At 41.1% G+C, this 26,784-nt stretch carries 30 protein-coding genes and 1 tRNA gene; 19 read left to right on the top strand and 12 right to left on the bottom strand.

Annotation, left to right across the window (positions count from 1 at the left end; genetic code table 11):
• Window positions 1–11 precede the first annotated feature (11 nt).
• From cysW to PTT44_RS09480, 4 genes are all read right to left on the bottom strand, one after another.
• The gene (gene cysW, locus PTT44_RS09495; protein WP_004693818.1) at window positions 12–893 is read right to left on the bottom strand and encodes a sulfate ABC transporter permease subunit CysW; all 882 of its coding nucleotides are present in this window, start codon (window positions 891–893) and stop codon (window positions 12–14) included.
• Complete coding sequence (gene cysT, locus PTT44_RS09490) at window positions 890–1,723, bottom strand: sulfate ABC transporter permease subunit CysT (RefSeq protein WP_004693816.1); 834 nt, start codon at window positions 1,721–1,723, stop codon at window positions 890–892. The genes cysW and cysT overlap by 4 nt, the downstream gene beginning before the upstream one ends.
• Window positions 1,724–1,808: 85 nt before the next feature.
• On the bottom strand, window positions 1,809–2,414 hold the full coding sequence (locus tag PTT44_RS09485; RefSeq protein ID WP_078389712.1) for an RBBP9/YdeN family alpha/beta hydrolase: 606 nt from the start codon (window positions 2,412–2,414) through the stop codon (window positions 1,809–1,811).
• Window positions 2,415–2,451: 37 nt separating this feature from the next.
• The gene (locus PTT44_RS09480; protein ID WP_168159050.1) at window positions 2,452–3,462 is read right to left on the bottom strand and encodes a sulfate ABC transporter substrate-binding protein; all 1,011 of its coding nucleotides are present in this window, start codon (window positions 3,460–3,462) and stop codon (window positions 2,452–2,454) included.
• A gap of 164 nt (window positions 3,463–3,626) precedes the next feature.
• Between PTT44_RS09480 and pabC the strand changes: the two genes are divergently transcribed.
• From pabC to PTT44_RS09460, 4 genes are all read left to right on the top strand, one after another.
• On the top strand, window positions 3,627–4,439 hold the full coding sequence (gene pabC, locus PTT44_RS09475; protein ID WP_168159049.1) for an aminodeoxychorismate lyase: 813 nt from the start codon (window positions 3,627–3,629) through the stop codon (window positions 4,437–4,439).
• Between the two features lies 1 nt (window position 4,440).
• Complete coding sequence (gene mltG, locus PTT44_RS09470; RefSeq protein WP_004693810.1) at window positions 4,441–5,496, top strand: endolytic transglycosylase MltG; 1,056 nt, start codon at window positions 4,441–4,443, stop codon at window positions 5,494–5,496.
• Window positions 5,497–6,096, top strand: coding sequence for a dTMP kinase (gene tmk, locus PTT44_RS09465; protein ID WP_125280455.1), 600 nt, complete (start codon window positions 5,497–5,499; stop codon window positions 6,094–6,096). It abuts the gene before it with no gap.
• Between the two features lie 87 nt (window positions 6,097–6,183).
• Window positions 6,184–6,600, top strand: a complete 417-nt coding sequence (locus tag PTT44_RS09460) for a PaaI family thioesterase (RefSeq protein ID WP_010326437.1) — start codon at window positions 6,184–6,186, stop codon at window positions 6,598–6,600.
• Between the two features lie 45 nt (window positions 6,601–6,645).
• Here the strand turns inward: PTT44_RS09460 and nadB are convergent, their stop codons facing one another.
• Window positions 6,646–8,280, bottom strand: coding sequence for an L-aspartate oxidase (gene nadB / locus PTT44_RS09455; RefSeq protein ID WP_168159048.1), 1,635 nt, complete (start codon window positions 8,278–8,280; stop codon window positions 6,646–6,648).
• 228 nt (window positions 8,281–8,508) lie between these two features.
• Between nadB and PTT44_RS09450 the strand changes: the two genes are divergently transcribed.
• The 11 genes from PTT44_RS09450 (at window position 8,509) to PTT44_RS09400 (ending at window position 17,752) form a co-directional block, all read left to right on the top strand.
• Entirely contained in the window at window positions 8,509–9,888 is a 1,380-nt protein-coding gene (locus PTT44_RS09450) for a Do family serine endopeptidase (protein WP_168159047.1), read from the top strand.
• Between the two features lie 111 nt (window positions 9,889–9,999).
• On the top strand, window positions 10,000–10,476 hold the full coding sequence (locus tag PTT44_RS09445) for an acyl-CoA thioesterase (protein WP_010326440.1): 477 nt from the start codon (window positions 10,000–10,002) through the stop codon (window positions 10,474–10,476).
• A gap of 145 nt (window positions 10,477–10,621) precedes the next feature.
• Window positions 10,622–12,439, top strand: a complete 1,818-nt coding sequence (gene lepA / locus PTT44_RS09440; RefSeq protein WP_168159046.1) for a translation elongation factor 4 — start codon at window positions 10,622–10,624, stop codon at window positions 12,437–12,439.
• A 20-nt stretch (window positions 12,440–12,459) separates the two neighbouring features.
• Window positions 12,460–13,287, top strand: coding sequence for a signal peptidase I (lepB, locus tag PTT44_RS09435; RefSeq protein WP_004693669.1), 828 nt, complete (start codon window positions 12,460–12,462; stop codon window positions 13,285–13,287).
• Between the two features lie 21 nt (window positions 13,288–13,308).
• Complete coding sequence (locus tag PTT44_RS09430) at window positions 13,309–13,683, top strand: DUF4845 domain-containing protein (RefSeq protein ID WP_148826278.1); 375 nt, start codon at window positions 13,309–13,311, stop codon at window positions 13,681–13,683.
• Entirely contained in the window at window positions 13,655–14,347 is a 693-nt protein-coding gene (gene rnc, locus PTT44_RS09425) for a ribonuclease III (RefSeq protein WP_058869418.1), read from the top strand. Before PTT44_RS09430 ends, rnc begins: the two co-directional genes overlap by 29 nt.
• A gap of 6 nt (window positions 14,348–14,353) precedes the next feature.
• On the top strand, window positions 14,354–15,382 hold the full coding sequence (gene era, locus PTT44_RS09420) for a GTPase Era (protein ID WP_168159045.1): 1,029 nt from the start codon (window positions 14,354–14,356) through the stop codon (window positions 15,380–15,382).
• Between the two features lie 35 nt (window positions 15,383–15,417).
• Window positions 15,418–15,615, top strand: coding sequence for an NF038104 family lipoprotein (locus PTT44_RS09415; RefSeq protein WP_004693662.1), 198 nt, complete (start codon window positions 15,418–15,420; stop codon window positions 15,613–15,615).
• A gap of 10 nt (window positions 15,616–15,625) precedes the next feature.
• Complete coding sequence (gene recO, locus PTT44_RS09410) at window positions 15,626–16,336, top strand: DNA repair protein RecO (protein ID WP_168159044.1); 711 nt, start codon at window positions 15,626–15,628, stop codon at window positions 16,334–16,336.
• A gap of 13 nt (window positions 16,337–16,349) precedes the next feature.
• Window positions 16,350–17,075: a pyridoxine 5'-phosphate synthase gene (gene pdxJ / locus PTT44_RS09405; RefSeq protein WP_168159043.1), complete on the top strand. Its 726-nt coding sequence runs from the start codon at window positions 16,350–16,352 to the stop codon at window positions 17,073–17,075.
• Between the two features lie 23 nt (window positions 17,076–17,098).
• Window positions 17,099–17,752 carry a tRNA-(ms[2]io[6]A)-hydroxylase gene (locus PTT44_RS09400; RefSeq protein WP_168159042.1) on the top strand — a complete coding sequence of 218 codons (654 nt, stop codon included), beginning with the start codon at window positions 17,099–17,101 and terminating at the stop codon, window positions 17,750–17,752.
• Between the two features lie 413 nt (window positions 17,753–18,165).
• On the opposite strand, the gene PTT44_RS09395 is transcribed toward PTT44_RS09400, so the two are convergent.
• Window positions 18,166–18,327, bottom strand: a complete 162-nt coding sequence (locus PTT44_RS09395; RefSeq protein ID WP_168159041.1) for a hypothetical protein — start codon at window positions 18,325–18,327, stop codon at window positions 18,166–18,168.
• A gap of 173 nt (window positions 18,328–18,500) precedes the next feature.
• Window positions 18,501–18,576: transfer RNA gene (locus PTT44_RS09390), tRNA-Asn, on the bottom strand.
• Window positions 18,577–18,827: 251 nt separating this feature from the next.
• Between PTT44_RS09390 and PTT44_RS09385 the strand changes: the two genes are divergently transcribed.
• Entirely contained in the window at window positions 18,828–19,286 is a 459-nt protein-coding gene (locus tag PTT44_RS09385) for a hypothetical protein (RefSeq protein WP_168159040.1), read from the top strand.
• Between the two features lie 69 nt (window positions 19,287–19,355).
• On the opposite strand, the gene PTT44_RS09380 is transcribed toward PTT44_RS09385, so the two are convergent.
• A complete protein-coding gene (locus PTT44_RS09380) occupies window positions 19,356–19,790 on the bottom strand; it encodes a PaaI family thioesterase (RefSeq protein ID WP_168159039.1) in 435 nt (144 codons plus the stop codon).
• A 341-nt stretch (window positions 19,791–20,131) separates the two neighbouring features.
• Between PTT44_RS09380 and PTT44_RS09375 the strand changes: the two genes are divergently transcribed.
• A complete protein-coding gene (locus PTT44_RS09375) occupies window positions 20,132–20,551 on the top strand; it encodes a GFA family protein (protein WP_168159038.1) in 420 nt (139 codons plus the stop codon).
• A gap of 131 nt (window positions 20,552–20,682) precedes the next feature.
• Window positions 20,683–21,552 carry a DMT family transporter gene (locus tag PTT44_RS09370; RefSeq protein ID WP_168159037.1) on the top strand — a complete coding sequence of 290 codons (870 nt, stop codon included), beginning with the start codon at window positions 20,683–20,685 and terminating at the stop codon, window positions 21,550–21,552.
• A gap of 102 nt (window positions 21,553–21,654) precedes the next feature.
• Here PTT44_RS09370 and PTT44_RS09365 read toward each other — a convergent pair whose 3' ends face one another.
• Window positions 21,655–22,881 (bottom strand): pyridoxal phosphate-dependent aminotransferase, encoded by a 1,227-nt coding sequence (locus PTT44_RS09365; RefSeq protein WP_058869424.1) that lies wholly within the window; start codon window positions 22,879–22,881, stop codon window positions 21,655–21,657.
• Window positions 22,882–23,098: 217 nt separating this feature from the next.
• Here PTT44_RS09365 and PTT44_RS09360 point away from each other — a divergent pair, with 217 nt between their 5' ends.
• Window positions 23,099–23,278: a hypothetical protein gene (locus PTT44_RS09360; RefSeq protein ID WP_004693646.1), complete on the top strand. Its 180-nt coding sequence runs from the start codon at window positions 23,099–23,101 to the stop codon at window positions 23,276–23,278.
• Between the two features lie 42 nt (window positions 23,279–23,320).
• Here the strand turns inward: PTT44_RS09360 and PTT44_RS09355 are convergent, their stop codons facing one another.
• From PTT44_RS09355 to PTT44_RS09345, 3 genes are all read right to left on the bottom strand, one after another.
• Entirely contained in the window at window positions 23,321–24,787 is a 1,467-nt protein-coding gene (locus PTT44_RS09355) for a sensor domain-containing diguanylate cyclase (RefSeq protein ID WP_168159036.1), read from the bottom strand.
• A 206-nt stretch (window positions 24,788–24,993) separates the two neighbouring features.
• On the bottom strand, window positions 24,994–25,527 hold the full coding sequence (locus PTT44_RS09350; RefSeq protein ID WP_035326867.1) for a hypothetical protein: 534 nt from the start codon (window positions 25,525–25,527) through the stop codon (window positions 24,994–24,996).
• A 441-nt stretch (window positions 25,528–25,968) separates the two neighbouring features.
• The gene (locus PTT44_RS09345; protein ID WP_058869426.1) at window positions 25,969–26,760 is read right to left on the bottom strand and encodes an A1S_2505 family phage non-structural protein; all 792 of its coding nucleotides are present in this window, start codon (window positions 26,758–26,760) and stop codon (window positions 25,969–25,971) included.
• Window positions 26,761–26,784: the final 24 nt, after the last annotated feature.

The following is a 26,784-nucleotide window of genomic DNA, read 5'->3' as shown; positions in this document are numbered from 1 at the left end:
AGGTCATTCCTTTAAACTGTTGAATCATTATGTTTGTTTTGCTTTTCTTGGCGAATCTCAACCCATGTTTTTAACACAAGGGTCACAATCGCTAAAAGCGCCAAGAGTGAAGACACAGCAAAAGCTGCACTAAAGGTATATTCGTTATAGAGAATTTCGACATGCAGAGGTAAGGTATTGGTTTCACCACGAATATGACCTGAAACGACCGATACCGCACCAAATTCACCCATTGCACGTGCATTACACAGAATGACGCCGTAAATTAAACCCCATTTGATGTTGGGTAAGGTTACTTTCCAGAAGGTTTGCCAGCCTGATGCACCGAGTACAATCGCAGCTTCTTCTTCTTCAGTTCCTTGGGCTTCCATGAGAGGAATAAGTTCACGTGCAACAAAAGGAACGGTGATAAAGATCGTTGCTAATACAATGGCAGGAACGGCATACAGAATTTTGATGTCGTTATCCATCAGCCAACTACCGAACCAACCTTGCGTACCAAAAATCAGTACCAGCATTAAGCCCGCGATAACAGGGGATACTGAAAATGGCATATCAATAATCGTGGTTAAGATTGATTTGCCACGGAAGTTAAATTTGGCCACACACCAAGCGGCCGCAACACCAAATACGACATTCAGTGGGACTGCAATCACCGCGGTTAATAAAGTGAGTTTGACTGCGGAGAGCGTGTCTGGATGAACCAAGGCTTGAGCATAGACACCGACCCCTTGTTTAAAGGCCTCAACGAACACCAAAATCAGCGGTAAGATCAAACAGCTCAAAAAGAACAGTAGAGCAATTGTAATCAGGGTGTAGCGAACCCAAGTTGGCTCACGTGTTGCATCACGCGATTGTAGCTTTTCGGCAAGCGCATTACTGTTGATATTCATCGTGCTGTTCTCCCTGTACGACGGCTTGCCCATGCTTGTAACAAGTTAATCAGGAATAAAATGGCAAAAGACAGCACCAACATGACGACTGCAATCGTGGTTGCACCCGCATAGTCATATTCTTCTAAGCGTGAAATAATCATGAGCGGCGCAATTTCTGTTTTAAACGGTTGGTTCCCTGCAATAAAGATCACTGAACCGTATTCACCGACGCCACGAGCAAAGGCAAGTGCAAAACCGGTGATGAGTGCTGGAAATAAAATTGGCAAAATCACTTTGGTCACAATCTGTAGACGGTTGGCACCTAATGCTGATGCTGCTTCTTCTAACTCTGTTTCCAAGTCGCTGAGGACTGGTTGCACAGTTCGTACCACAAACGGAATACCAATAAAAATCAGTGCTAAGGTAATACCAATTGGGGTATAGGCCACTTGAATCCCTAAAGGTTCAAGATACTGACCGATCCAACCTGTAGGCGCATAAAGCGAGGTGAGTGCAATACCTGCAACAGCTGTGGGTAGGGCAAACGGCAAGTCGACCAAGGCATCTACAATGCGTTTGCCCGGAAAACGATAACGAACCAAACACCATGCTAGAAGGAGACCAAAAACCACATTAATAAACGCGGCGATCAGGGCTGTACTAAAACTGAGCTGCAAAGATTTTAAAATACGTTCTGAACTTAAAATTTCCCATAACCCATCCCAACCAATGCCTAAAGATTTAATGAAAACAGCGGACAATGGAATAAGAACGATTAATGACAAATATGCTAGGGTAAAGCCTAGAGAAAGACCAAATCCTGGCAGCACTCGGGATCGCTGCGACATGATTACTCCTCAAAGAGAGAAAGCTGACCTAAAAAGAGTCAGCTCAAATAAAACTGAATTTCGGCACAAGTATCATTTGCAGCGTTTAAATTGCAAATTTAAATAAATACTTGCTTTCATTGTAAAAACTAATGTTTTTTAGCACATTTTCTGAAATCAAAAAATCATAAATTTCAGGGAATGGCCCAAAACCTGACGCAACATTAATATGTCCGACTTGCCCCAAGTTCTTAGGCCTAATTTTCCATGCTTTTGCCAGTTGCAGCGCATCTTGAAAATTAAGCCAAGGATCATTTTCACTGATGATCATTTGGGTGGGAACCTGCAGCTTGAGTTGGTGGAAATATTGCTGATAGTCATTTTGGCTCTCACGAGCAAAACCAGCATCACCAAAGCGAGCAGGGTTAGCTGGTGCAACCAGAACTAAATTTTTGATTTTTTGATTTAGCTCAGGATGCTGTGCTAAAGCAGCGACTGTCGTTAAACAACCAAAGCTATGTGCCACAATTTGAATCGGTTCCTGAATGGATTGAACTGTTTTGACAAATTGCTCAATCCACTCATGGAGTACGGGTTTATTCCAATCCTGCTGCTGTACACGAGAGCATGACTTGAGCTGACGTTGTAACCACGATTGCCAGTGGTCATGTTCACTTCCACCCACGCCCGGTACAATTACAGTATGAATCATGTCGATGCTCCCTTACAGCTATTTACTGGACTCGGTTTTATTTCGTCGTATTGGCTTTCACAATTTGGTCAAATACACCACCATTTTCAAAGTGCTGTTTTTGTACCTTAGTCCAACCGCCAAATTCTTTATCAATGGTCACCAACTTCAACGGTTTGAATGTGGTTGCATATTTTTTCAAGACAGTTGCATTACGTGGGCGATAGAAGTTTTTCGCCGCAATTTCCTGTCCAGCAGGTGAATACAAATAGTTGAGATATGCTTTCGCCAGATTCAGATTGCCGTCTTTTTCCGCATTCTTTTCAACAATGGCAACGGGTGGTTCTGCCAAAATAGATAGCGAAGGCGTCACGATCTCAAATTTACCCGGTTGTTCACGAATTGCTAAGTGTGCTTCATTTTCCCATGCTAAGAGAACATCACCGATACCGCGTTCAGCAAAAGTTGTGGTTGCACCACGTGCACCTGAATCCAGCACTTTGGTATTTTTATAAATTTTACGCACGAATTCTTGTGCTTTGGCATCGTTACCCGCAGGTTGATGTTTCGCCCAAGCCCAAGCGGCTAAGTAGTTCCAGCGTGCACCACCTGAGGTTTTTGGATTTGGTGTAATAATGCCAACACCCGGCTTCACGAGGTCGCCCCAGTCTTTAATGCCTTGTGGATTACCTTTACGGACGAGGAATACAATAGTCGAAGTATATGGTGTCGAGTTATTGGGTAATTTCTTTTGCCAGTTGGTCGGTAAAAGTTTTGCTTTTTCAGCAATCACATCGATATCTGCTGCAAGTGCAAGTGTCACCACATCTGCACCTAGACCGTCAATTACCGAACGAGCTTGTTTACCCGAGCCGCCGTGAGACTGTTTGAAGTTAATGTCTTGCCCTGTGCGTTGTTTCCAATAAGCGCCAAACTGTTTGTTGACGTCTTCATAGAGTTCGCGTGTTGGATCATACGACACGTTAAGGAAATCTTTTGCTGCAACACCAAAAGATGTGACTGAAACTAGCGCCGCTAGTACCCCAATTTTTAACTTAGATAAGCTCATGTGAGACCTCAAATTTTAAACGTTTTTAAACATGAGGCAAGAATACTGTGAGTCTTATTGCTAAAAAAATAATAAAAAATGAATTTTATATGAATAAAAAAGAAAAAGAGTTCAGCTTAGAATTCATTAAACTAAAGCAGAAAATTGTTTCAGGGTAGATTGGCATGCATTGCTATAAAAATGCACAGGAAATCAAACAAATAGAATTATTAGATCGTGCATTTCACTATGGAGATGGTTGTTTTAGTACAGCGCGTATTCGTGATGGTGTGATCGAACTAGAGCCTCTACACATAGCACGCTTGAAATTGGCCTGTGAAAGACTACTGTTATCAGCAGATTTAGCCTTTATTCAGCACAGCATAGTGCAATTAAAACAAACCCATGCACACTTAAATGGCACTCTGAAAATTATTATTAGTCGGGGTGAAGGGCAGCGCGGTTATAGTTTGCCCACACATCCTGCTGACGTTTGGGTGTTTTTCTATCCGCAAGCATCAGAGGCTTTGACATACAGCGAAATTGATTCAGGGGTACTGCAATATGCGATGGGGTTAAGTATGCCGCAAATGGTGGGTGTGAAAAGCTTAAACCGTTTAGAGCAAGTCTTACTCAAGCATGAAGCAGAACAACACGGTTGGTTGGAAGCGTTGGTCACAGATGTGCAAGGTTCTGTCGTTGAAGGTGTGAGCAGTAATTGTTTCATTCTGCTAAATGATCGATGGATTAGTCCCGAACTTCGTTATAATGGCGTGCATGGTGTCATGCGTGCCGAAATATTGGCACGGATGCAGCAACAAGGAATGAGCTGTGAGCTGAGAATGATTGATATGGAAGAAATTCCACGCTTTCAAAGTTTATTTTTCTGCAATGCCTTGAGTCCTATGAAAATAGCCAAAAGTCTGAATCATCAGTATTTAGATGTTCAGCCGTGTATAGATTTGTTCCATCGTCTTCAACTTAATCAGATGCAGTAGTATGTCCGCAGCCAAAACCAAATCGAAAAAGAAAACGCAACCACCCCAACGCAAAGTGAAAGGGTTGTTATTGATTGCTGTGAGCATCATTGTTTTATTGATGATTGTACTGTGGTCGAGTTTGTTTAAATCTTATCCTGTCGAGGGTAAAAAACAGTTATTGGCAATTAACTCTGGCGATACCTATTCCGGTTTTATTGACCGCTTAGCCAAAGAAGACATGGCTAGTTTTCCCATTATTTTAAAGCTTTATCAAAAAATATTTATTCATGACACGTTGAAAGCCGGTGTTTATGAAGTGCGTGAAGGTATGAGTATTCGCCAAGTTTTGGATATGATTTCCAATGTTGATAATGCCGAGATGAATCGTATATTGGTGATTGAAGGGACGACCTTTAAACAGCTGATCGAGGCATTGAAAAAGGATGCATTGGTTAAAAAGGAAGTCTCCAATTTACCCATGGATCAGCTTTTAAAAGCCTTAGATATTCCTTATACGCATGCTGAAGGGCTTTTTGCCCCCGATACTTACTTCTTCGCCAAAGGGGAGTCAGACAAAAAAATCTTAACGGATTTATACAAACGCCAAATGAAAGCTTTAGATGAAGCGTGGGCAAACCGTGCGGCAAATTTGCCGTATAAAGACAAATACGAAGCCCTGATCATGGCCTCTATCATTGAAAAAGAAACCAATGTTGACCGCGAACTGGAGCAAGTTTCGGGTGTGTTTGCGCGTCGTCTTCAACTCGGCATGCGTTTGCAAACGGACCCAACGGTGATCTATGGTATGGGCGATAAATACACAGGCAACATTACCCGTCAAGACTTGCGGACCCCAACAGCCTATAATACTTATACCATCAATGGTTTACCCCCTACGCCAATTGCTTTACCAAGTAAAAAAGCCATTGAAGCTACCATGCACCCAGATAACAGTAAAAACATCTACTTTGTTGCAACGGGCAATGGTGGACACACATTTAGTGAGACTTTAGAGCAGCACAACCAAGCTGTAAAAGAATATCTCAGCGTTTTAAAAACCAAGAAGGATGAATAGATGTTTATTAGTTTTGAGGGCACAGAAGGTGTCGGTAAAACCACACTGATTCGCAAAATTTATGAGCATCTAGAACAACAAGGTCAGCAGGTTGTTTTAACGCGTGAGCCAGGTGGTACACCGATGGCTGAGCAAATTCGCTCGCTATTATTGTCAGTCAATCATGAAGAGTCGATGTCGAATGATACCGAACTGCTGCTGATGTACGCGGCTCGTGCACAGCACTTAGAACAAGTGATCGTGCCTGCTTTAACGAAACATAAAACCGTGTTGTGTGACCGTTTTACCGATGCCAGCTTTGCTTACCAATGTGCAGGACGTGGTTTAAGCCAGTCGAAGCTGCAACTGCTGAATGAAAACTTTGTCAGCCATATGCCAAATATTACATTTTGGCTCGATGCCCCGATTGAGACAGGCATGTCTCGTGCGCGGGAACGGGGGGCTTTGGATCGTTTTGAACAAGAAAAAGTCACTTTCTTTGAAAAAGTCAGAGCAGGTTATCAGCAGTTATGGGAACAATATCCTGAGCGGGTCAAACGCTTGGATGCAACACAGTCACCCGAGCAGGTTTTTGCACAAGCGTTGCAATATTTAAACTAAAAATAAGCCTGAAATGTTATTTCAGACTGTAGTGAAATGCATTTTTCTTTTATAGTCAGTGACAAAGGACTGTATGTTGAAGGAAAAATGAAAAGTAACTTAACTGAGATTGTAGCTTTTTTAGAAAAGGAATTTCCGCAAAGTTTAGAAAAATGTCGTATCGAGTCTGTCACTGAGCGCGCAGCAACAGTTGTGTATCAGGTGGATGAGCGCGATTTGCGACCGGGTGGAACGGTTTCAGGCCCAACCATGATGACTCTTGCAGACTATGCATTGTATATCGCTATTTTAGGGGAGATTGGGCTGGTCGGTTTAACCGTGACCACCAATTTATCGGTCAATTTTCTAAGTAAACCCGCAGCCTCTACAAATATCCGCGGTGAATGTAAATTAATGAAAGTTGGCAAAGCATTGGTGGTTGGGGATGTGTGGTTGTATTCAGTGGGTAAGGATGAACCCATTGCACATGTGGTGGGAACTTATTCTATTCCACCTAAATCCTAAAAAATGACTGAATAAAAAAAGCCTGACGAATCAGGCTTTTTTTAATTAGTTATTCACTAAAGGGGTTTCAACTTTAAAATTTAAAGGGGTGAGTACGGTTTTACGCAGTTCATTCGACAGTTCAGGGTAATCTAAAGTGTAGTGTAGACCGCGCGATTCTTTACGCTCCATAGCACAACGCACGATCATTTCAGAGACTAAAACCAAATTGCGCAGTTCAATCAGATTTTTGCTGACTTGGTAATCTTGGTAATACTCGGTAATTTCTCGCTTCAACATTTCAATGCGGTGTAGCGCACGTTCAAGACGTTTCGTAGTACGCACAATGCCGACGTAGTTCCACATGGTTTGACGGAGTTCATCCCAGTTTTGCAAAATCACCACATCTTCATCAGGATTCATCACTTGCGAGTCATCCCAAGACGGAGCAGTTGGGGATTGATAATTAGAATCAAAACTTTTTTCGATGTGCTCTGCTGCACTCATGCCATACACAAAACACTCTAACAGTGAGTTACTGGCCATACGGTTAGCGCCATGCAAACCTGTGTACGAGGTTTCCCCAATCGCATAGAGACCTGCAATGTCAGTTTGACTGTGTTCATCAACCACCACACCGCCACAGGTATAGTGCGCAGCAGGAACAACAGGAATCATTTCCTTGGTAATATCGATGCCGAGTTCAAGTAAGCGTGCGTATAAGGTTGGGAAATGTTCTTTAATGAAACTTTCGGGCTTATGGCTAATGTCGAGCCAAACGTGACGAATACCTAAGCGTTTGATTTCATAGTCAATCGCTCGCGCCACAATGTCACGTGGAGCCAGTTCTGCACGTTCATCAAAGCGCAACATAAAGCGTTCGCCATCGGGTAAACGTAAATAGGCACCCTCACCACGCATTGCTTCAGTAATGAGGAAAGAGCGTGCTTGCGGGTGGTATAAACAGGTTGGGTGGAATTGGTTAAATTCCATATTCGCCACGCGGCAACCTGCACGAAACGCCATGGCAATACCATCGCCCGTTGCAATGTCTGGGTTCGAGGTATACAGATAGGCTTTCATGGCACCGCCACACGCCAGCGCGGTGAAGGGTGCTAAAAAGGTATGGACTTTTTCAGTCTTTTCGTCGAGTGCATACAAGCCTAATGCACGATTTTGTTCTTCTAAGCCCAGTTTTTGAGAGGTAATTAAATCGATGGCGATATAATTTTCAAAAATGGTGATGTTATCTTTTTCAATCGCACGTTCAACTAAGGTAGTTGAAATGGCACGACCTGTGGCATCTGCGGCATGAATAATACGGCGTTGAGAATGTCCACCTTCACGTGTTAGATGCAACTGTTCTTGATCATCAAGGGTAAACTGCACGCCGTGTTTCAGTAGAAAATCAACAGAAGGTTTACCGCCTTCAACGGTTTGCTTTACGGCTTCGCTCTCACACAAGTGAGCGCCCGCAATCATGGTGTCATCAATGTGCTGTTCGATGGAATCCGTTTCATCTAAAACAGCGGCAACGCCACCTTGTGCGTAGAAGGTACTTGCATCGGTCAGGTTTGATTTTGCAAGAACAGCAATATTGAAATGTTGAGGCAACGATAAGGCTAAGCTCAGGCCTGCACCGCCACTTCCCACAATAATCACATCAAAATGATGCGTTGTGTTTAAATTAGACATGTCCATCAGCTAATTTGGAAAAAGTTCGCTAATGACAGCGCTTTTTTCACGAAAAGGCAAGGGTAAAATCTCTACAATTGATGGGAAATATAAATAAAGAACGTATTTTTTAAGGAAGTTTAAGCACTTGTTTATACAAACATAATAGAACATATTATTACCCAAGATAGACAAAGATTATGCTAAAAACGCTAATACATAAATTGATAACAAACATATAGGTCAATACTTGATATGAAAAGTCGCGCGATACAAACTGGTTTTTTTGCTGTTGCATGCACAATGGCTGCGGTGCAAACACAAGCAGCACCTGTTGATTTCTCAAACTTGGTTGAGCAAGTCAGCCCTGCTGTAGTTAGTGTAAATGTGGTTAAAAAGATGACTCAAGAAGAGTTACTGCAGCAGCAAATACCTGAGATTTTGAAGCGTTTTTTTGGTAATCAAGTCATTATTCCGCAGCAGCAAGCGCCGCAAGAAAAAACGGCTTATGGCAGCGCATTTTTTATTAGTAAAGATGGGTATTTACTGACAAACCACCACGTCGTAGAAGATGCATCGAAAGTCACGATTATGTTTAATGACCGTCGTGAACTGGATGCGACTGTGGTAGGTAGTGATGAACGAACTGATGTGGCCTTGCTTAAGGTGAATGGTACGAATTTTCCATCACTCCGCGCAGGCAATGTTGATCAACTACGTGTAGGCGAACCTGTGCTTGCGATCGGTTCACCGTTTGGTTTCGACTATTCGGCTTCAGCGGGAATCGTGAGTGCGAAAATGCGTAATATGATGGGGGAGACATCGGTACCTTTCATTCAAACCGATGTGGCTCTCAACCCTGGAAATTCAGGCGGTCCGTTATTCAACCAACAGGGCGAAGTAGTTGGTGTGAACTCGCGTATCTTCAGTGGTACGGGCGGTTATATGGGGCTGTCTTTCTCGATTCCAATTGATGTCGCAATGGATATTGCTGACCAACTTAAGAAAACAGGTAAAGTTACGCGCTCTTATTTAGGCTTTAATCTACAAGATCTAGATCGAAATTTGGCAGAGTCTTATAATTTGCCAAAACCTGAAGGTTCACTGATTACCAATGTTCAGCCGAATTCACCTGCGCAGAAAGCGGGACTAAAAGCAGGCGATATTATTTTAAAATTCAATGGAACGCCGATCTCACGTACCTCTGAGTTATTGAACTATTTAAATCGTACCATGCCAAATCAAACGGTACAGCTTGAAGTACTGCGTGATGATAAAAAGCGGAATATATCAGCAACATTAACCACTGCACCGGATGACACACCTGCAAAATCCGATGTAGTTACACAAACTAAAGGGCCTGTGTTAGGTATAGCTATCCGAAATTTAGCACCAGCTGAATTATCACAGCTTAATGTGAAAGGTGGTGTGTTAATTCAAGAAGTGAAACGTGGCGGCGCAGCAGCACAGTCAGGCATGGTGGCTGGTGATGTGGTCACTCACATTAATAATAAAGTCGTAAAAGACACCAATGATTTTGTCCAAGCGGCATCTGAGTTGAAAAAAGGTCAGGTTGCCCGCGTTGGAATCATCCGACAAGGCACACCAGCCATTTTAGGGATGCGCATCCAATAAGCGAAAAAAACCACTCTTCGGAGTGGTTTTTTATTTTTTGCAATTTGATGATGCCTGTTATTTGCGTACACTGCCATCTTCATAAGGATATTTAGATTCAATAGAGTGTTTATGAGTAGTATTTTTGACTTAAGACTTCAGGTACAAGCAGAACATATCGACCAGTTAGGCCATGTGAATAACGTGGTTTATATGCATTGGATGCAGGATGTTGCAACAGCACATATTGATGCACTGGGTTTAGGCTTAAAAGAATATATCGAGTTAAAACATGCCATGGTTGCGGTTGAGCATCATGTACAGTACCGAAAAGCTGCATTTAAAGAGGATGAAATAATCTTACGCACATGGTTTGACGATATAAACGCATTATATTCATCACGCCAATATGTGTTTTATAGACCCAAAGACAATAGCATTTTATTTGTTGCTCAAACCAAGTGGGCTTGCGTAGAGATTGAAACCGGCCGTGCAAAACGTATGTCACCCAGTTTTACCCAAGCTTACCAACCGCTTGCAAAAGATGTGAATGCCTTAGATTTTTCAATGGATTACTCAAAAAGCCCAGTGAAAAGCGAAAACACGTAAAAAAGCGTCAGAGTTGTGAAAAGGAAGCGTATTAATATGGATACTTTAAAAAAACCATCTGTTATAATCCTTCGCAATTTCTATTCGGCTTTTGTTGTGCATCGAAATTTGTCTGCATAACGCTTCATTTTGTTCAAGGTAGCCCATGGCGCAAGCTAAAAAATCTGTTGATATTAAAAATATCCGTAATTTCAGTATTATTGCTCACATTGACCACGGGAAGTCAACGCTCGCTGACCGCTTTATTCAAACCTGTGGTGGTTTGCAAGATCGTGAAATGCAAGCACAAGTACTTGACTCCATGGAACTTGAACGTGAGCGTGGTATTACCATTAAAGCTGCGTCGGTTACTTTGTATTACACCCATCCAAATGGCCAAGAGTATCAATTGAACTTTATTGATACACCAGGGCACGTCGACTTTTCATATGAAGTGTCACGCTCATTGGCGGCTTGTGAAGGTGCATTGTTGGTTGTAGATGCAGCACAAGGCGTGGAAGCACAGTCAGTTGCGAACTGTTATACCGCAATTGAGCAAGGTCTCGAAGTCCTTCCTGTATTGAATAAAATTGATTTACCACAGGCTGAACCTGAACGTGTGATTCAAGAAATTGAAGACATTATTGGTATTGAAGCAACTGAAGCGCCAACCTGTTCGGCAAAAACAGGTCTTGGGATTGATAGCGTTTTAGAAACCCTTGTTAATGTCATTCCTGCACCTACTGGTGATCGTAATGCGCCATTACAAGCTTTAATTATCGACTCTTGGTTTGATAACTACTTAGGCGTGGTTTCTTTGGTACGTGTGAAAGAAGGTCGTGTGCGTAAGGGCGACAAGATGTTGATGAAATCAACAGGCCAAACGCACATTATTACTTCTGTGGGTATTTTCAATCCTAAACATACTGAGACAGACATCCTTGAAGCGGGTGAAGTTGGTTTCGTAATTGCAGGGATTAAAGACATTTTTGGTGCACCAGTGGGTGATACGATTACCCTTGCAAGCACACCAGAAGTCAAAACCTTACCAGGCTTTAAAAAAGTGAAGCCGCAGGTTTATGCAGGTTTGTTCCCAATTGATTCAAGTGAATTTGAACCGTTCCGTGAAGCTTTGCATAAGCTTCAGATCAATGACTCGGCGTTATTCTTTGAACCTGAAAGCTCAGATGCTTTAGGATTTGGCTTCCGTTGTGGCTTCTTAGGCATGCTACACATGGAAATCGTGCAAGAGCGTTTAGAGCGTGAGTATGATTTAGACCTCATTTCATCTGCACCGACCGTGATTTATGAAGCGGTAATGAAGAATGGTCAAACGATTTATATCGATAGCCCATCTAAAATGCCAGATGGTTCAACAGTCGAAGACTTACGTGAGCCGATTGCTGAGTGCCATATCCTTGTACCGCAAGAGTATTTGGGGAATGTCATGACTTTGTGTGTGGAACGCCGTGGTGTTCAAAAAGACATGAAGTTTATGGCGAACCAAGTTTCAATTACCTTTGAAATTCCAATGGCGGAAGTGGTGATGGACTTCTTTGATAAATTGAAGTCGTGTTCACGTGGTTTTGCGTCGCTCGATTATAACTTTGTACGTTTTGAAAGTTCATCATTGGTAAAAGTCGATGTTCTAATCAATGGCGATAAAGTGGACGCCTTGGCAATGATTTGTCACCGTCAAGATGCGCGTCATCGTGGTATTGCATTGGTTGAAAAAATGAAAGATTTGATTCCACGTCAAATGTTTGATGTGGCAATTCAAGCGGCCATTGGCGCACAAATTATTGCTCGTTCAACCGTAAAGGCAATGCGTAAAAACGTATTGGCGAAATGTTATGGTGGTGACGTTTCTCGTAAGAAGAAACTGCTATCGAAGCAAAAAGAAGGTAAGAAACGTATGAAGCAAGTGGGAAGTGTAGAAATCCCACAAGAAGCGTTCTTGGCTGTGTTGAAAGTAGAAAGATAAAAAGGTAGGAATATAAGCCCATGGATTTTGATTTTAATTTGATACTTGTTCCTGTCACACTGATTTTCTTTTTGGTGTGGTTGCTCGATAAGTTTGTATTTAAACAACGAGCGACGAAAGGCAAGGGAAATGAAAATTTTGTCATTACGTGGGCTTATGATTTCTGGCCAGTCCTTGCAATTGTTCTATGCTTACGTTCATTCTTTTATGAACCTTTTAATATTCCTTCCGACTCGATGGTGCCGACTTTAGAAACTGGTGACTTCATCTTGGTCAATAAGTTTGACTATGGTGTGCGCCTACCGATTGTGAATAAAAAAGTGATTGATGTGGGTGAGCCTGAGCGTGGTGATGTGATTGTCTTCCGTTATCCACCGCAACCGACGATCAGCTATATCAAACGTGTAGTTGGTATTCCTGGCGATCACATTGTTTTTGATCATGGCCAATTAACCATTAATGGTCAAAAAGTTGCTAAAGTTCCTGTTGAATTTAGCCGTGAAAAAGACCGTTTAGATACGCCTACTTCGATATATCATAAAGAAACCATTGGCAAGCATACCTTTACTATGCGTGAGTTAGAGGGCGTCAATGTTGCACGCCAAGCACCGTATATTAACTTTGTAGAAAATGGTAAATACTCTGCTGAAAATGGTTTATATTGGGAAGTGAAAGTAAAAGAAGGTGAGTACTTTGCGATGGGGGATAATCGCGACCAAAGTGCTGACAGTCGTTTCTGGGGAATGGTTCCTGAACAGAACCTAACAGGTCGTGCATTTTATATTTGGATGCATAAAGAGCCTGGCTTTAAGTTGCCGTCATTTAACCGTAACGGTAGCATTGACTAATATCGATTCGGAAAATAAAAAATGCGCAAGAATCAACAAGGGGCATCTTATATCGCCATTTTATTTGCAATCATGGGGTTTGCATTTATGGCGAAAGTGGCAATTGCAGTTTGGGCTCCTTATTTTGATGATCGGATGATCAATAGCCAAATTGAGGAAGTATTTCAAAGCAGCCCGAAAAATATTCAGCCCGCGGAGTTTGAGAGTCAGCTTTCAAAACGTCTGGAAATGAATAGTATTCGTGATGTGAAGATTAAAGAAATTATGCAAGTCACCAATACCGAAGGGTTGCAGGTGAAAAAGGAGTATGAGGTAAGAAAACCCTTCTTACTGAATATAGATTTAGTATTAAAGTTCGAGAAAAGTTTTGATCAAAGCTCAGTCCAAGCTAAGTGAAGCCCGCTTAGCGAGCCGTATCGGTTATCAGTTTAAACAACCTGAGTTACTTCAGCTTGCACTGACCCACCGATCGGTGAGCCACAAATACAACTATGAGCGCCTAGAGTTTCTAGGCGATTCTTTGTTAGGGATGATTATTGCAAATTATCTCTATAAAGCTTATCCAACTGAGAACGAAGGCCGTTTGACGCGTATGCGTGCAACCTTGGTTCGTCAGGAAGCTTTAGGTAAAATTGCAAATGATTTAAAACTGAGCCAGTCACTCATTTTAAGTACAGGCGAGTTAAAATCAGGTGGACATCATCGCGAGTCCATTCTTGCGGATACAGTTGAATCGATTATTGGTGCAATCTATGTGGATTGTAGTGATTTAACGGTGTTGGAGCCGATTGTGTTAAAATGGTACGAGCCATATTTAGACCATATCGAGCCAACCGATCAACTTAAAGATCCTAAATCTCGTTTACAAGAATATCTTCAGGCCCGAAAAAAAGCGCTCCCAGTTTATGATGTGGTTGATATTCAAGGCGATGCACCCAATCAGCATTTCAAAGTGGAATGTAAAGTGGATGGATTGTCTGTTGTAATGGGTGAGGGTACCAGCCGTCGTTTTGCTGAACAAGCTGCCGCGGCGGATATTTTAAAACTTTTGGAGCAGTAATCTGCCATGTCAAATTCTTCCGATCACATCGATGCTGATCACGAGTCGCAAAGCGACAGTAATGATTTAATTAGCCAGTTTTTTAGCGAACAAGGCACAGAAATTCCAACGGATTTTCGTAGCGGCTTTGTAGCAATTGTCGGTCGTCCAAATGTAGGTAAGTCTACGTTGATGAACCATTTATTGGGGCAAAAATTATCGATTACTTCACGTAAGCCGCAAACTACACGTCATAAAATTGTGGGAATTGATTCACGTGAAAAATCTCAAGCGGTATTTGTTGATACGCCAGGGATGCATAAAAAAGAAGTACGCGCCATCAATAAAATGATGAACCGTGCTGCGTCTTCTGCATTGCGTGATGTCAACTTGGTATTGTTTGTTCTGGATGCAGACAAGTGGACTCAAAACGATGAGCTCGTTTTGGAAAAACTCAAAAATGCTGAGATGCCAGTGATTCTTGTGATCAATAAAATTGATACACTTGAAAATAAAAACCATGCATTACCTTTAATTCAAGAACGTGCAAAATTAATGAATTTTGCTGAGATTGTTCCTGTTTCTGCACTCCGTGGGGCAAACTTAGACCATCTGCGCGATACCATCGAAAAATATTTACCTTTCCAACCGCCGATGTATTCATTGGATCAACTGACAGATCGTTCTGAGCGTTTCTTGGCATCAGAAATTATCCGTGAAAAAATCATGCGTCAGTTGGGTGAAGAACTACCTTATGATTTAACCGTGCAAATTGAGTCGTTTAAGACTGAAGAAGCAACGGTGAATGAAAAAACAGGTCGTCCAAAACCAGCGTGTACATACATTGATGCAACGATTTTTGTAGACCGTCCAGGCCAGAAAGCGATTGTGATTGGTGAAAAAGGCGCTAAGCTTAAAAAAATTGGTATGGATGCCCGTATCGATATGGAAAAAATGTTTGAACAAAAGATCATGTTGACACTTTGGGTTAAAGTGAAAGGCGGTTGGTCTGATGATGAGCGTGCATTGAAAAGCTTAGGTTATAGCGATATTTAAGTTTTAAGATAACAAATTTTTATAGGGATGGTGTTATGGTCAAAGTGTTCGCAGTAATGGCTTGTATGTTGTTTTTGCAAGGTTGTATACACAAGATCGTCACCGTTCCTGTAAAGATTGCGTATAAAACCACAAAAGGCGTGGTGAAAGGAACCGCAGCGGTGGTTGGTGCTGTTATCCCAGATGGGGATGATGAAGACAGCGAACAGAATGATAAAGATAAAAAAGATTAGTTAATTTCTCATGCGCAATGAAGTACTGCATGGTTATTTAATTCACCATAGAAAATACCGTGAACGTAGTCATATTGTGCATTTATTTACCCAAGAGCATGGGCGAGTTGATGGTATTTTAAGACAAACCCCGCCGCCACAATATCAGCCGATTTGTTTACAAGCTTCGGGTAAATCTGAACTCAAAAATTTTACAAAACTTGAAATTGTCAATCAGCCGATTTTTTTCTTCGGGGATGCTTTTTTTTCAGGTTTCTATCTCAATGAGATCCTACTCAGGCTGTGTCCGCTCGAAGTACAAATGGAGCAAAGTTTTGCTCAATATGCGCATACGCTAACGCAATTACAACAACTGGAGCAGCAAGCAAATCCTAATCAGTTTTTAAAACAAATTCTAAGGCAGTTTGAGCACGAACTGCTGGAAGATTTGGGCTATGCCTTAGATTTTTCGACCGATGCCAATCAACTTGAAATTCAAGCATCACTCAACTATATATTCCAGTTGAATGAAGGCTTTATTCCTACTGCACAAGCCTCGCGGGCAACCTTAAACGGACAGCAAATTTTAAGCATGTGCCAATATGAAAAGGGTAGGGATTTTGGTTTGGAACAGTTACAATTACTGACCAAGTTGTATCGACAAATGATCAGTTCATTGTTGGGCGATCGCCCCTTAAAAAGTCGTCAGTTGTGGATTCAGAACACTCAAACTCAATCGTAATTAGGAAATGAATATGGCTGCATTACTTGGTGTAAATATTGACCACGTGGCAACTTTACGACAAGCGCGTGGGACTTCTTATCCAGATCCAGTCAATGCAGCACTGATCTGTGAGCAAGCCGGTGCAGAAGGTATCACTTTGCATTTACGTGAAGACCGTCGTCATATTCAGGACGATGATGTGCGTCGTATGCGTCCAGCGCTTAAAACACGTATGAATTTGGAACTTGCAGTTACAGATGAAATGATTGCATTTGCCAAAGAAATTAAACCGCACCATGTATGTTTTGTTCCTGAAAAACGCCAAGAAGTGACGACTGAAGGTGGTTTGGATGTGGTTGGACATTTTGACGATGTTAAAGCGGCAACTCAAGCCTTGTCTGAGATTGGCTGTGATGTGTCCTTGTTTATTGATGCTGACTTTGCACAAATTGATGCAGCGGTTGCTTGTGGTGCACCAACCATTGAAATTCATACAGGCGCTTATGCTGATGCAGAAACACCTGAAGCTCAGCAACATGAGCTTGAGCGTGTTGTCAAAGGTGCCGAATATGCAGCATCGAAAGGTTTAGTGGTCAATGCAGGGCATGGACTCAACCTTGAAAATGTAACGCCAATTGCGCAAATTCCACAGATACACGAATTAAATATCGGTCATTCATTGATTGCCGATGCTATTTTTGTGGGCTTGGAACAAGCAGTACGCGAAATGAAAGCAGTGATTAAAGCTGCACGTTAATTTAAAGTTTTTAAGATTTGAATATGTCGAATATCAATTATGATGAACTCATGAAGCCCGTCATGGACTTCTTGGGCTGTGAAACACCAAAAGCTTGGTTGGCTGAAGCACTGAGTAATCTTGATGTGCTGATGCAAGACCACGCGAATTGTGAGAAGAAAGCTGCAGGTACAGCGATGAACCTCATGTTTCGCTATAGCTTTTTTACAGATTTGCAAGTCAAGCTTGCACAACTGGTTCGTGAAGAAATGCTGCATTATGAGCAAGTGCTTGAATTTATGAAAAAGCGCGGGCTAGAGTGGAGCAATCTGAGTGCTGGTCGTTATGCGGGTGGTTTACGTAAAGAAGTGCGGACTTATGAGCCTGAGGCTTTAATTGATATTTTAATCATTGGTGCCTTTGTAGAAGCACGCTCTTGTGAGCGTTTCTACGCGTTAGCACCTTTGGTGGATGATGAATTGGGTCGTTACTATCGCTACCTTTTGAAGTCTGAATCACGTCATTTTGAAGACTATTTAGCTTTGGCTTTAGAGGTTGCGCAAACGGGGAAATTGAAAAATCCGAAAGAAGATATTCAAGCCCGTATTGATCATATCCGTAATGTTGAAAAAGATCTGATTAGCACACCTGATGATGTATTCCGTTTCCATAGTGGTGTGCCTGCGGAAGCGGCTTAGGAATAAAGCGGGTGAATGCTACAGTTTGTAGACTGTTCGAAAGTTGCAGATTCTCAGTGTAGATAATTCTGACTCATTAAAAAGCCTAATCTTTATCGATTGGGCTTTTTAATCAAAGAGGGGTAGATATGATGTATTGAGAGCTGTAATTTCTTTCAATAAAATCGCGAAATATGAGTCAGTGGCATGAGTTATTTGAGTAGGTGTGCTTAGAATTTTGACGATGATTTATTGTATTTTTTATATCTTCCACGTTCCACCATTGCACATCATGAAAAATGGTTACATCAGAAAGAGTATTTCGCAAAGTCTCAGAGACATGACTTAATTGGGTTGAAAGATCTATTTTCTTAAAAAATATTTTTAATGATCGGCTGTGGTGGGTAAATAAAAATTAAAAATAAGCTGTCATTTTACTCATAATGATTACATCCAGTAGAAATATCTTCATAAGCAGGATCACTAAAACTAAGCTGGTATTCCCAATCTTTTTGCCCTTTCCATTTTTTCATTTCAATTGCTGTGATCGGGAAGTGATCTGGACGAACATCCACATGTGTTTTAAATGTGCTCATGATTTTTCTTGTGAATCATTTTTTAGTGTTTTTAAGATAAGTGATTTTTCGAGAATAGTTTAGTTCTGGCTTTCTGTTGGGTTTAGCTGGAAGATTTACATCTTAAGCAGCGAAATTTTTAAGACGTAGAAAAGAAGAAAGCCCACGACTTATAGTGTGGGCTTTCTTGAATTTGGCTCTCCAACCTGGGCTCGAACCAGGGACCTGCGGATTAACAGTCCGTCGCTCTACCGACTGAGCTATTGGAGAATCTGCATGCGATTATAAGGACATTTCATAGTGGGTCAAGTCTAAAATGTCATGTTGCTGTGATTTTTATATTGGATGCTTTTTATTTGAACAAAAAAATCATTTTCAAAAAAAATCGTATTGAAGTGCTTGCAATGTTGAAAAGTCGTTGATAGTCTGACTTTAACAACAGAGCGTTTAAGTGAAAACTTAAACAGTGTGGATTTATAACCAACTTGCCAGCACTAAAATGGCTAAACAGGAGAAAGCGAATGAATACGCTTACCATTTCCGATATTTTTGCGAACCTAGCTGATTATCAAGATCAGTATCTCTCTATTATTTCAAACCCTGAACAATACTATACCCCTGTAGAGTCTGCCTATATTGATGTTTGGCCAGTCGGTTGTACAGACTTGTATTTGGGTGATTTATTACAACTTTGGTTTAGTGAGCGTTGGCTGGTCAATAGTCCTTGTCAGTTGCTTTCAACACAGTCGACGACCACTCTTAAAAAGACTGTGCAGCGAGAACATGATCTGTATTTGTATCAGTTGTCAGGCAGCGCTTTATCAGGTAATAATCGTTCAAAAGTCTGGTCTGCTGCTGAAGGTAAAAGTTTAGACGTGAGTTTAGACAGCGCATTTAAATACTATTGTATTTATAAAGGAGTTGAGCGTCCTGATGCCTCAAAATTGCAGACGCTGAAGACGTTTAAAACCGCAATTTGATCTGTCATGCTGAAGTAAAGTTTACTTTGGCGTAAAAAAGGCACTGAAATTTATCAGTGCCTTTCGTTTTTAGGGGCGAATAATCATACAGGTGGCTGTGGCATGGGCGTAGAGTTTACCGTCTTCATCTACAATTTTACCTTCAGAAATACCTAAGTTCTTACTGATGTTGATCACGCTGCCGATGGCAAGCAGTTCTTTGTCTCTTGGAATTGGTCGGCACATTTTAATATTCAGATCAATGGTGCCATAGCCAACACCAGCTTCAAGCATAGTATGTATGGCACAACCCGTCACTGAGTCGAGTACTGTTGCTGCAAAGCCACCATGCACGCCACCAAGCGGGTTTAAATGACGATGATCTGCTTTTGCTTTAAAGCTAATTTTCCCTTCAGAAACTTCAAAAGGCTGCATGGGAATGGTTTCACTGATACTTGCAGGTGGAATTTTTCCTGTACACATGGCTTCTAAGAGTTGTAGTCCTGTCATTTCTTTGGGATTCATCTTGTTCATTCCTATATTTATCTATGAGTTCCTTTTTGGAACTTGTTATCTAATTAAGCAAAATTCACTCTTTTCGTCAATATTGAGCATTGGATTGATCAGTACAAAATCAACGAAATCGTAATCATGGATTGAGCTCATGCTGTGAACATATTTTAGGAAAAAGATTTAGGATTATTCATTTTGATAATTTGAGTGTTGATAGAACGGAGCAGCCTAAACGTGAGCATTGTTTTAAAATGGTGCACAAAATTTATACACTCTTTTGTTTTTTATTTATATATAAGATAAACAAGGTTTTAGTAATTTTACACAGTCTTCATATGAAGAAGGAACTCACAATGAACGTGTCCTGTTTATGCGGTAAAACTAAGTTCCAAGCCGCACTCAAAAATCATGATGTGCATGCTTGTCATTGTTCTATGTGCCGCCAGCAGTCGAGCGGGGTGCTCATGAGTATTGATGTCGAACCCAGTAGTTTAAAGTTTGAAAATCAAGAATATTTAAAATTATTCAAGTCATCGGATTGGGGGGAGCGAGGTTTTTGTAGCGAATGTGGCACGTCACTTTTTTGGCGAACTCAGGACGGCAGCTATTGCAATATCAATGTATTTGCAATGGAAGTACAGCCAAAAGATTTAAAGCTTACAACAGAAATTTATATTGATAATAAGCCTGATTTTTACCAATTCAAGTATTCTACGGAGCAGCTCACGGAAGCTGATGTGATTGCTTTATTTTCACCAGATGATGCTAAATAATAAGGTATTCAGGTTGAATCATCTGAGTTGAACATTGTTATTGCTGATAAATTTCATGAGAAAAACTCTCTAGATTTAATAAGATATATTCGATATATCTAAAGCAGGCTGTTGAATAAGGATGCTCAAACATGCTGCTTAAAATTTCCATTGCAATGTTGGCCTTTGCAGCCAATTCGGTGCTATGTCGTTTAGCGTTGGCTGAGCAGCAGATTGATCCGATGAGTTTTAGCTTACTTCGGGTCTGTAGCGGTGCAATGATGTTATTTCTACTGTATATGCTCTCTACTCATAAGGCCAAAATAGAGTGGAGTGTAAAAAACGGATTTTTTCTTGCCTTATATATTGTGGCTTTTTCACTGGCCTATTTGCATATCGACGCGGGTGTAGGTGCATTACTCCTATTTGGGACAGTGCAGTTAAGTATGGTCAGTTATGGCCTGTGTCATGGTGAAAAAATCAATTTGCGACGCGGGTTGGGGCTGGTGATCGCTATTTTAGGTCTTTTGATTTTATTGCTACCAGGGGCTTCGGCACCTCCTTTAAGCTATGCTGCATTGATGGTACTTTCAGGCATAGGTTGGGCGATGTATAGCATCGCAGGTAAAAATATGCATAATCCACTGGCCAGTAGCTTGGCAAATTTTGTAGTGGCGATTCCTTTTGTCGTCTTGGTCTATTTATTTTTTTACACACAGAGTTTTATTAACCCAAAAGGTATGCTGCTAGCGCTCTTATCTGGTGGTTTGGCATCAAGTGGGGCATATGTACTTTGGTATGCCATAGTGAAGAAAATTGATCGGGTCACGGCCAGTAGCGTGCAATTGTCCGTGCCATGTTTGGCGATTCTGGGTGGGGCATTGTTTATTGGGGAAGCGTTGAGTTTCCGAATCATTATTTCTGCGACGATTATTCTGGCAGGCATTGCCTTGGTGATCTCGGCATCATCTAGCAAAAAAGACGTAGATACAATAGATTCTGCTGGTACTACACGGCTCTAAAATTATTTAAACGGGCTTAAGAGCAAATGTTGCAGATTTTGTTTAAAAATAAAAAACCCGCGAAGTTCGCGGGTTTCTCTAATCTAACTTTAAAGGGTTAAATTATTTTTCAGCAGCAATTGAAGCAATCGCAGCATCTACGCCTTCGATTGAATCAGCCGCTTTCTTGATACGTGCAAGCGCATCTACAAGTACTTCATCAGCAGTTGCATAAGAAATACGCATGAAACCGCCTAAGCCGAATGCATCACCAGGAACTACGGCAACGCCAGTTTCTTCCAATAACCATTCAGAGAATTCTGTGCAAGATTTTAAGCCTTTCGCACGAATTAATGGACGGATGTTTGCATATGCATAGAATGCGCCATCAGCAGGTAAGCAAGAAATACCTTTGATGTCGTTCAAACCGCTAACAACTAAGTCATGACGGCGTTTGAATGCTTCAATCATTGGCTCAAGAACGTCTTGAGGGCCATTCAACGCAGCTTCAGCAGCAACTTGTGAAATAGAAGTTGGGTTTGAAGTGGATTGCGATTGGATTTTTTTCATTGCGCCAATAAGCTTAGCAGGGCCCGCTGCATAGCCAATACGCCAGCCAGTCATTGCATACGCTTTAGACACACCGTTTAACACGATTGTACGGTCATAAAGGTCTGGTGCAACTGTTGCGATATTGTAGAATTCGTCATCCCAACGGATTGGTTCGTACATATCGTCAGAAGCGATATAAACTTCTGGGTATTTACGAAGAACGTCAGCCAAAGCTTCTAATTCAGCTTTAGTGTAGATCATACCTGTTGGGTTTGATGGGCTATTAAGCACTACTAAACGAGTTTTGTCTGTGATCGCTGCTTCAAGTTGAGCAGGTGTGATTTTGAAACGTTGTTCTTCACCACATTTTACAATAACAGGAACACCTTCAGCGATAATCACCATGTCTGGGTAGCTTACCCAAAATGGTGCAGGGATGATCACTTCATCACCTTTGTTTAACAAAGCTAATGCTAAGTTAAAGAATGACTGCTTGCCGCCGCAAGAAACCAAAATTTGGTTTGCAGCATAATCAAGGTTATTGTCACGCTTGAATTTTGCAATAATCGCTTTTTTAAGGCCAGGCGTACCATCTACAGCGGTGTACTTTGTGAAACCGTTGTTAATCGCTGCAATTGCTGCATCTTTGATGTGTTGTGGGGTGTCGAAGTCAGGTTCACCTGCGCCCAAGCCAATAACGTTCTTGCCAGCCGCTTTTAATTCAGCAGCTTTGTTGGTAACAGCAAGAGTTGGGGACGGTTTGATGGCATTCACACGATCAGAGAGACGTACGTCCACGGCAGTATTCCTTCTTATAGGGTTTAAAAAATAAAAAGCACACTATCTTAGCTTAAAAAACTCAAGCAAGGCGTTTAAAAACACAGATTTTCTGCAAAAAACATAAAAAAAATTCAATTTTGAAGTGACGATTTCAAAAATGTACAGAATTAGGAAGTTTCTCGCATCTTTATGAAAAAAACTTTAAAATAAGCGCAATTTGATGAGAGTGATGGTCATGAGTAAGCAACAGCCTACTTCAAAAAAACCTTTGGTGAATCTCCCATTCCCAATGCCAAATGCAGAACAAAGTGCTGACGATGTTGCACATAATCAGGTTCGTCCAAAACCTGAACAATATGCAGATCGTACTTGGATGCCACCACGTGGCACCCGTCGTTCAATGGGTAAGCGTTGATTCGCCATTGAAATAAAAAAGCGCCCTGTTTAGGGCGCTTTTTTATTGATCATTCGCTGGGTTGTAATTGCTAACCCGTCGATCATTTTCTGCATAGTAGGTTTTTTTGTGTTCATACATCGCAGTGTCGGCACGTTTAAGCATATCTTCAACCCGCTCATTTGGCTGGCTGGTGGCAGTTCCAACCGACACACTAATCGGTTGATGATTGTTAAATTGGTTATCGACCATTAAAAGCTCATGCAAACTTTCAATACAGTGGTTCAATGCGGCTTCATCGGCGGCAGGTAATAGCACCACAAATTCATCACCACCGATCCTTGAAGCAGAGTATTGCGTGTTTTCAATTAACTGATTCAGAGTATTACCCATACGGCGTAATAAGCTGTCACCTTGGTCATGACCAAGGTTGTCATTAATGGCTTTTAAGCCATTCATATCTAAGAAAATACAAGACACAGGGCGCAGGTTATTGCGCTCAAGTCGGTTAATTTCAGTGCTATAGAAAGAGCGGTTATAAAGTTTGGTTAAGACATCATGTTTGCCTAAGTACTCAAGATAATTTTCGGCTTTTTTACGTGCAGTAATATCGGTGAGCGCCAGTTGAACCATACCCCAATCGTCTTCGAAGCCTGGAAACACGGCAAAATGTAACAGCACATGGCGAATACTGCCATCGAGCGCGTAGTTGACCGCTTCGCAGTTATGTTGAATATTGCCATCCCATAGTTCGAGCAACTGATGTCGAAAGGTCTGTTGGGTTTCGTTCTGAAAGACTTTATGCAAATTTTTAAGTAAATGGTCTTTGTCACGTGCAGCAAACAAATCGAGTGTGGCTTGGTTGACATCGGTAACCATGATGTCTCTGAGACATTCATTAATAAAGTCATTGTGGACATCAAGGAAGGTTTTAAAGTCACTGATCCCCAAACGACGTAAATGATCTAAACGTGCTTTGACTCGGCTAAAGTCCTCGACCCAAAGTGAAGTAGGCGAGTATTGAAAACGTGCTTCAGCAATTAAACGACTTTTTTCTTCTAAACGTTGTGCATTGGCATAAGGGGTGATGTCTTCCGTGGTGATCAAAACCAATGAAAGATCGTGTTCATGACCGGGAAGTACTGTTCCGCGCAGTCGAATGTCAAGGCGATGACCTGTAAGCGTATAGTTTACAGCAGTATTTTCAAATAAGGTCTCACCATTCCAAAGTGCGACCAGCTCATTTAAATGAGTGCTTGACATATCTGCTTTAAAAATTTGCGCAAGATTTGCGGTTAAGTCTTCAAAACTTTGGGCTTCAAATTGTTTTAAGGTTTGCGGGTTGACATGCAGGACTTTAATTTTATGTGCACAACTTAAAATACGTGATTTGTCTTCCAACAGAAAAGACGCAATATCTTCAACACCTTCACTCCGCCAAAGATCGAATTGTTTTTGTACTTCGCTAAAGTCTTCTAACCACATGGCAATGGGAGATAATTCAAAAATAGGAGAGTCCAATAATTGCATTTATATCTCGTTTTTATGTTGGAATTTAAAGCAGTATAAGCGCTAAAAAAATTTTTTAAAATAATGTGATAAAAAAAGTTATTTTTAAAATTTATGTGAGTTTATGGGGGATTCAGTCAAAAAATGCATATTGATTGCGCATAGAAAGTGCATAAGCTCCAATGGTTTTGGAGCTTAAAGAGCGTTTATGCTGATAGCGATAAGCGCTAAATGCTTTGAGGTCGATAGCGAAAAGTTTGTGATTGTTGATATTGATGGTCGCGCCAAAATAAATTGATTACCAATAGGTTTGGAATCAATACCATGAAGAATAAATAAATCAAAAAATTCTTTCGTTGTTGTTGATAGATCTGCATGAAGTCTTGGCTGCTGATGGTTGTGTTGTCTGCTGTGACCGATAACACTAAAACTTCTGGGTAGATAAACTGACGGTTGTCTGTGTAATAACGGATACTAACCTTTTGTTGTTGAAGGTCTTCTAGTAGCGGGCAGCTTTTAAAGCGATCCATGAAATTACAAACCAGTCTTAGTGGTTGCTGCTGAGAAGCTTCATTTAATACAATATCTTCATAGTGTGATTTATTACGCCCAGAGCCCACAGTGTAGCTATTTAACCGAATTTGGCCCTCGATGTGTTGTGGGTTAGGTATATGTTTTGCAATACGTACAGCCGAATAGTCAGTAAATTTGCTGAGACTGGAAAGTGCAAAAACATTAATGATGAAGAAGGGTGCCGTCATGAATAAAATATTTAAGAGGAGGTTGTTCTTTTTTGGTTGTTCGTTCTTTGTCTTTTTGAGGAAGGATAAGCAAATAACAAAGATAAAATATACAGGGGATAGATTTATAAAATTAAAATCTTGAAACTGAGGCAGTTGATAAAATGCAATCAGCATGACAACGGCAATAGCCATACTGAAAAGTGCATGCTTGTTTCTTTTGGATTTTAAGGCTTCAAGCTGTCTATTTGTTCTCATGATTTATTTAAATTTTTGAAAAGTATGATTATGATTCAGAGTGTAAGTGAACTTTTAAAAGTTAAAAAGGGAAAAGCAGGTACAGTACCGTCACATATTTGTTGTAGTAGTAGGCGATTGGGGGATAGGGAAGATTTCAATAACTCTATTATTTTCAATTAAAAAAGCCAATCTGATGGATTGGCTTTTTTGAGAAGACTGGATTTAACGTGAGGCTTTTCGCGCACGATGTTCAGGCTTCGGTGGTGCGATTTCTCGTGTGCCTTGCCAAACCTCAATGAAGTCTTGTTCATTGATATTATAAAGTTCCAACAGCGCTAGAATGGCACCACCAAAAAGCATGCGTCCCTCAGCGTTGGTCTCAAAATCAAATATTTTCCCAGACAGCGCATGTAAAATATCTTCAATTTCAAACACACGATCACGGCCATTACTGTCGGTTGGATACATGCGTGTGTTGAGAATAATTTTGGCTAAACTTTTTTCATTATCGGTTAAGGCCAAATGCTGAATCAGCATGTCATCATTTTGAGTACTGAAAATCACAGCATCGTTAAAAATAGTATGCAAAAACTTTTTACTTAGACGTGGCAGAGTTCTTTCCACAAATGGGCGAAATGATGCGGGGAAAATAACATTATGAGAAATGCCTTTAAACATAGGAGCAATTTCTTCAACTTTATAACCCGCAATACCACAGCCGATAGAGGTTAGAAAGTAAGTCATTTTAGGGTGATTTTTAGTATAGATTTTAAAGTCATCAATATAGTGTTGAATTTGCGAGAGCGGCATTTGCTGTAAGTGTTCGTTCATGGTGGGAATGGCATAACTTTGCCCTGACCAACCACGTCCGACGCCTTTTATTGCGCCAAAGTGCTCAAGTGCAGTTCGGGCAGCACCATCCGCATGTTGACCTGCCATGTTACTACCAAACACAAATACGGTATGTTCATCTAGGTTTTTGACGATGCTTTCGTCATGATATTGGTATGTCATAGGCTCTGATTTTTCGCTCTTCTT

The organism is Acinetobacter sp. Gutcm_16 (genome assembly GCF_028649355.1).
Taxonomy (GTDB): domain Bacteria; phylum Pseudomonadota; class Gammaproteobacteria; order Pseudomonadales; family Moraxellaceae; genus Acinetobacter; species Acinetobacter johnsonii.
This window is presented reverse-complemented; position numbering and strand designations above follow the sequence as displayed.